Source organism: Promicromonospora kroppenstedtii DSM 19349, from assembly GCF_000515355.1.
GTDB lineage: Bacteria > Actinomycetota > Actinomycetes > Actinomycetales > Cellulomonadaceae > Promicromonospora > Promicromonospora kroppenstedtii.
The window spans coordinates 132,395-138,637 of sequence record NZ_KI911665.1 but is presented as its reverse complement, the minus strand read 5'-3'; the positions used below and the strand labels follow the sequence as shown (position 1 = coordinate 138,637).

Annotated in this window: 5 protein-coding genes; 4 read left to right on the top strand and 1 reads right to left on the bottom strand. The window is 71.9% G+C overall.

Annotated features, from left to right (window positions below; translation table 11 throughout):
• The 4 genes from PROKR_RS13020 to PROKR_RS13005 form a co-directional block, all read left to right on the top strand.
• A partial coding sequence (locus tag PROKR_RS13020) for a carbohydrate ABC transporter permease (protein ID WP_245605812.1) occupies positions 1 to 940 on the top strand: 940 nt, incomplete at its 5' end.
• 1 nt (position 941) lies between these two features.
• Positions 942 to 1,844, top strand: coding sequence for a carbohydrate ABC transporter permease (locus PROKR_RS13015; protein WP_036963809.1), 903 nt, complete (start codon positions 942 to 944; stop codon positions 1,842 to 1,844).
• Between the two features lie 79 nt (positions 1,845 to 1,923).
• A complete protein-coding gene (locus PROKR_RS13010; protein WP_169736414.1) occupies positions 1,924 to 4,002 on the top strand; it encodes an ATP-dependent DNA helicase in 2,079 nt (692 codons plus the stop codon).
• 9 nt (positions 4,003 to 4,011) lie between these two features.
• A complete protein-coding gene (locus tag PROKR_RS13005; protein WP_036963808.1) occupies positions 4,012 to 4,998 on the top strand; it encodes an L-lactate dehydrogenase in 987 nt (328 codons plus the stop codon).
• Between the two features lie 71 nt (positions 4,999 to 5,069).
• Here PROKR_RS13005 and lexA read toward each other — a convergent pair whose 3' ends face one another.
• Positions 5,070 to 5,885 carry a transcriptional repressor LexA gene (gene lexA / locus PROKR_RS13000; RefSeq protein ID WP_084468272.1) on the bottom strand — a complete coding sequence of 272 codons (816 nt, stop codon included), beginning with the start codon at positions 5,883 to 5,885 and terminating at the stop codon, positions 5,070 to 5,072.
• Positions 5,886 to 6,243: the final 358 nt, after the last annotated feature.

Sequence of the window (6,243 nt, the reverse complement as noted above, 5' to 3'; positions counted from 1 at the left end):
GACGGCGGACGCCCCGCCGTCGTCGCCCGGACCCCGCCGGCGTGCCCGCCGCACGCCCCGGGACTGGCTGCGCGACGGCGGCCTGAGCACCCTGGTCATCGCACTGCCGATGATCCTCGTGTTCGGGGTGTTCTCCTGGTTCCCGATCGGCCGGGCGCTCGTCATGAGCGTCCAGCAGACCAACCTCATCTCGACCCCCGAGTTCGTGGGGCTCGACAACTTCGTGTTCGTGCTGCAGGACCCCCTGCTGGGCAAGGCCGTGGCGAACACCCTGTGGTTCGCCCTGCTCGCGCTCGTCTTCGGCTACCCGCTGCCACTGGCCGCCGCCGTCCTGATGAGCGAGGTACGGCGCATGCGGGGGCTGTTCTCGGCGCTCGCGTACCTGCCCGTCGTCGTGCCGCCCGTCGTGGCCGTGCTGCTGTGGAAGTTCTTCTACGACGCCTCGCCCACCGGAGTGTTCAACACCATCGCCGGCTGGGTCGGCCTCGGCCCGTTCCCATGGCTGCAGAACGCGTCCAGCGCCATGCCGTCCCTGGTGCTGGAGGCCACCTGGGCCGCTGCCGGTGGCACCGTCATCATCTACCTCGCCGCCCTCGTCGGGGTGCGCACCGAGCTCTACGAGGCGGCCGAGGTGGACGGCGCCGGGGTGTGGCGCAAGATCTGGCACGTGACGCTGCCGCAGCTGCGCGGCGTCCTGTTCATCACCCTGATCCTGCAGGTCATCGGCACCTCGCAGGTGTTCCTGGAACCGTTCCTGTTCACCGGCGGCGGCCCTAACAACGCGACGCTGACGATCCTCATGCTGATCTACGACTACGCGTTCGGCAGCAGCCTCGGCGGCAACTACGGTGCCGCCACCGCCCTGAGCCTCATGCTCGCGGGCGTCCTCGCCGTCCTGTCCGCGATCTACTTCCGCGTGACCCGACCCTGGAGCAGCTGAGATGCCAGTCAAGAACCAGGCCGCGGTCGCCGAGCGCGGCATCGTCTCGGCCCACGACCGGCGCCGGGCGAGCGTTCGGGGCTCGCTCGGCGTGCTCCAGGGCGGTCTCCTGGTCACCCTCGTCCTCGCCGGGCTCGGGCCGATCCTCTGGCTGGCCAAGGCCGCCGTCACCCCCACGCAGGACACCCTGCGCCAGCCGCTGGGCCTCTTCCCGAACGGGATCGACTGGGCCAACCTCGCCACCGCGTGGGGCCGGGCCGAGATCGACCACTACTTCGTCAACACGCTGATCCTCGCGGTGGGGGCCTGGTTCTTCCAGCTCCTCGTCGCGACCACGGGCGGCTACGTGCTGTCCGTGCTGCGCCCCCGGTACGGCAACCTGATCTTCGGCCTCGTGCTCGCCACGCTCTTCGTGCCGGCGGTCGTGCTGCTCGTGCCCCTGTACCTGACGATCCTCGACGTGCCGCTCCTGAACATCAGCCTGCTCAACACCTTCTGGGCCGTCTGGCTGCCCATGGGCGCCAGCGCGTTCAACGTGCTGCTGGTCAAGCGGTTCTTCGACGGCCTGCCGCGCGAGGTCTTCGAGGCAGCGCGGGTCGACGGCGCCGGACCCTTCCGGCTGCTGTGGTCCATCGTGCTGCCGATGTCCAAGCCCATCCTCGGCGTCGTCTCGGTGTTCGCCGTGATCGCCGCGTGGAAGGACTACCTCTGGCCGCTGCTGGTGCTGCCCGACCCGGACAACCAGCCGCTGTCCGTCCGCCTGCCCGCGATCGCGCCCTACCTGGAGCTCGACGTGTTCCTCGCGGCGCTCGCGATCTCGACCGTCCTGCCCATCGTGCTGTTCCTGGCGTTCCAGCGCCTGTTCCTCAGCGGGGCGGGCCTTGGCGGGGCGGTGAAGGGGTAGGCCCGACGGCGCCGAGCGGCCGGCCGGACCTGTGGACGAGGCAGGGTGGATGTCGGTGGTCCGGCCTAGGATCGACCGTGTGACCAGCCTTTCCGACGCACCCGCCACAAGCACCGATTCCGCCGAGATCCCCGAGGTGGAGGAGCTGCTCGACCTCGCGGTGGGACAGCTCGGTGGCGGGCGCAGAGAGGGCCAGCACGCCATGGCCGTCGCGGTCGGCGAGGCCATCGACAAGGGCGAGCACCTGCTGGTCCAGGCGGGCACGGGTACCGGTAAGTCGCTCGGGTACCTGGTGCCCGCCGTCCGCCACGCCGTGGCCGCGCAGAGCAAGGTCATCGTCTCGACCGCGACCCTCGCCCTGCAGCGGCAGGTCATCACCCGCGACCTCCCGCTCGTGGCCAAGGCCGTCGCGCCGGCGCTGCCGCGGGAGCCGCGCGTCGCCCTGCTCAAGGGCTGGCACAACTACCTGTGCGTGCACAAGGTGGGCGGCGGCTACCCGGAGGACGAGACCACCCTCTTCGACCTGCCCGGCGGCGAGGACCACCCCAAGACCGAGGAGGCGAGCGGCGGCGCGGCCCGCAGCCGCAGGAGGGACGACGGCGCCACGCTCGCCGACCACGTCCGGCGCCTGCACGAGTGGGCGAGCGAGACGGACAGCGGCGACCGCGACGACCTGGTGCCCGGCGTGCCGGAGCGGGCCTGGCGCCAGGTGTCCGTGACGGCGATGGAGTGCCTGGGCGGCAAGTGCCCCATGCTCGCCGAGTGCTTCCCGGACAAGGCGCGGGCCGCCGCCCGCGAGGCGGACGTGGTGGTCACCAACCACGCGATGCTCGGCATCGCGGCGACCGGCAGCCCGGGCGTGCTCCCGGAGCACGACGTCGTCGTGGTGGACGAGGCGCACGAGCTCACCGACCGTGTGACGTCGTCGGCCACCGTGGACCTGTCCATGGCCTCCGTGGAGAGCGCGGCGCGGCTCGCCCGGCGGCATGCCGGGACGAACACCGACAACCTCGACGCCGCGGCGCAGAACCTCGGCACGCTGTTGGTCACCGCACCGGCGGAGCGTTTCCCGAGCGGCCTGCCGGACGAGCTGCGCACGGCGGTCGGCGCGGTGCGGGACGCCGCGCGCGAGGTGCTCAGCACGCTCAAGCCCGAGGCCGGCGGCAAGGGCGCGAAGGCCAAGGACGCGGGCCAGCCCGACCCGGGGCTCAAGATGGCTCAGGGCGCCATGCTCCAGCTCTTCGAGACGGCCGAGCGGATGGCGTCGCAGGACACGACCGCCGACGTGCTGTGGTGCTCGCGCCCCGACAACGGCTGGGGCGGGTTCGGGGACAACGTGACGCGGCTGCACGCCGCCCCGCTGCACGTCGCGGGCCTGATCCGCACGCACCTGCTGGGGGAGTCGACCGGCGTGTTCACCTCGGCGACCCTTGCGCTGGGTGGCACGTTCGACGCCGTGGCCGGCACCCTCGGGCTCAAGGGCGAGGACGCCCCGCCGTGGCACGGGCTGGACGCGGGCAGCCCCTTCGACTACCCCAAGCAGGGCATCCTCTACATCGCGCGGCACCTGCCGGCCCCCGGCCGCGAGCCCACCACCGAGGCGCAGCTCGACGAGATCGCCGAGCTCATCACGGCCGCCGGCGGCCGCACGCTCGGCCTGTTCTCGTCCCGGCGCGCCGCGAACGCCGCCGCCGAGGCCATGCGGGAGCGCCTGGACTTCCCGATCCTGGCGCAGGGCGACGACCAGCTCCCCACGCTCGTGCGGGAGTTCGCCGACGACCCGGCCACGTGCCTGTTCGGAACGCTGTCCCTGTGGCAGGGCGTCGACGTGCCGGGGCCGTCGAACCAGCTCGTGCTCATCGACCGCATCCCGTTCCCGCGGCCCGACGACCCGGTCAAGGCCGCGCGCGCCCGCGCCGTCGAGCAGGCGGGCGGCAACGGGTTCATGGCCGTCTCAGCGCAGCATGCCGCGCTGCTGCTCGCGCAGGGCGCGGGGCGCCTGGTCCGCAGCATGGACGACCGCGGTGTGGTCGCGGTCCTGGACCCGCGCCTCGCGACGGCGCGGTACGCGTCCTTCCTCACCCGGTCGATGCCCGGGTTCTGGCCCACCACCGACCCGAAGCTGGTCCGTGCCGCGCTCGCCAGGCTCGACACATAGCCTGAGGGCATGGCAGCCCCTTCGGACGTCCCCGCCGCCCAGCCCGCCTCCAGGACCACCAAGATCGCCGTGGTGGGCGCCGGGGCCGTGGGCTCCACCCTCGCCTTCGCCGCGCTGACCCGCGGCTCGGCGCGCACCATCGCGCTGCTCGACATCGACCGGGAGAAGGTCGACGCCGAGGTGCTCGACCTGCAGCACGGCCTGATGTTCACGCCGCAGGCGCACGTGATCGGGTCCGACGACCCGGCGGTGTGCGAGGGGGCCGACGTCGTCGTCGTGACCGCGGGGGCCAAGCAGAAGCCGGGCCAGAGCCGCGTCGACCTGGCAGAGGCGACCATCGGGCTGATGCGCAACATCCTGCCGGGGCTGGTCGAGGCCGCGCCGGACGCGACCTACCTGATGGTGACCAACCCTGTGGACGTGGTGACCTACGCGGCGCTGAAGATCTCGGGCCTGCCGCCCGAGCGGCTCTTCGGCAGCGGCACCGTGCTGGACTCCTCTCGGCTGCGCGTGGTGCTCGCCGAGCGGTGTGGCGTGGCCGTCGGGAACGTGCACGCCTACATCGCGGGCGAGCACGGCGACTCGGAGATCGCGTTGTGGAGCTCCGCGTCGATCGGCGGCGTGCCCCTGCTCGACTGGGTACCGGTGGGTGGTGCCGGGCCCATCGACGCGGCGACGCGGGCGGAGGTGCACCACGAGGTGGTCGACTCCGCCTACCGGATCATCGCGGGCAAGGGCGCCACGAACTACGCCGTCGGCCTGGCCGCGACGCGCATCATCGAGGCCGTGCTCAAGGACGAGCGGCGGATCATGCCGGTGTCCTCGCTGCTGGAGGACTACCACGGCATCAGCGACGTGTGCCTGTCCGTGCCGTCCCTGGTGGACCGTCGGGGTGTCACCAGCACGGTGCGCGTGCCCATGTCCGACGACGAGCTGGCCGGGCTGCGCGCGTCGGCGGAGAGCGTGCGGGCGGTGCAGCGAAGGTTCGGGTTCTAGGTCTCCACAAGCTCGACCAACGACAGACAGGCTCGACCAGCAATCGCTGGTCGAGCCTGTCGAGACCTACCTCAGAGGCTGCGCAGCACCGCGACGACGCGGCCCAGGATCTGCGCCTCGTCGCCCGGGATGGGCTCGTAGGCCGGGTTCTGCGGCAGCAGCAGCACGTGCCCGTCGGTCTGCTTGAACGTCTTGACCGTGGCCTCGCCGTCGATCATGGCGGCGACGATCTCCCCCTGCTCTGCCACGTTCTGGCGGCGCACGACGACCCAGTCGCCGTCGCAGATCGCGGCGTCGACCATCGAGTCGCCCGCGACCTTGAGCAGGAACAGCTCGCCGTCACCGACCAGCTGGCGGGGGAGCGGGAAGACGTCCTCGACGACCTGCTCGGCGAGGATCGGGCCACCGGCCGCGATGCGGCCGACCAGCGGCACGTACGACGGCGGCGGGGTGCCGGCGTCGTCGGGCACCGAGCTGCCCCAGTGCACCTGGCCGCTGCGCCGCGGCTCCGGCCAGTGGATCTCGCCGCGCGACGGCTTGTCGACCTGCTCCGCCATGGGCTCCACGAGCTCCATCGCGCGCGGCCGGTTGGGGTCGCGGCGCAGGAAGCCCTTCTTCTCAAGCATCTGGAGCTGGTGCTTGACGCTCGACGGGCTGGCCAGCCCGACGGCCTCGCCGATCTCTCGCATCGACGGCGGGTAACCGCGCGTCTCGAACGACTGCCGAATCGTGTCCAGCACAAGGCGCTGTCGCTCGGTGAGGCGGTCTGCCGGCGAGATCGTGTGCACGTCGGCGACGACTCCGTCGCCCGGCGCGTCCAACGTGGCGACACCCGAGAGTGCCGTGTCGACGGCTCTCGTGTCGCTGGTCCCGTCCCGTCCCGTCATGCCCGTGCCCCTCCCGTTCCGACAAATGTTCTCCTGTGCGCTGCCCACTCTAGATCACAATTCCACTCGGCTCAAACGAATGTTCGAGCGTGTCTCGACATCGACGGTGTCCCGTGCTACACAATGGTACGAGCGTTCGACGAACGTGTGTATGACGGACAAGAGTTCGAGTCACCTTTCGAGGAGGGGCCATGGGGGACGTGATCCCGCTGCGGCAGTACACCCCGGCGTACGGGCAGGTGTCCGGAACGAGCGCGGCGGTGCGGGCGTACCGGCTGAGCCCGGCGCACCCGGCCGTCCGGAAGGTCGCCCCGGCCGGGACCCGCGCCGTCGCCCCGCCCCAGGGGTCGTCCCGGGC

Excerpts from the sequence above, each read along its gene's own strand:
- PROKR_RS13015 (WP_036963809.1), top strand. The coding sequence starts at position 942 with ATGCCAGTCAAGAACCAGGCCGCGGTCGCCGAGCGCGGCATCGTCTCG.
- PROKR_RS13005 (WP_036963808.1), top strand. The coding sequence starts at position 4,012 with ATGGCAGCCCCTTCGGACGTCCCCGCCGCCCAGCCCGCCTCCAGGACC.
- lexA (WP_084468272.1), bottom strand. The coding sequence starts at position 5,885 with ATGACGGGACGGGACGGGACCAGCGACACGAGAGCCGTCGACACGGCA.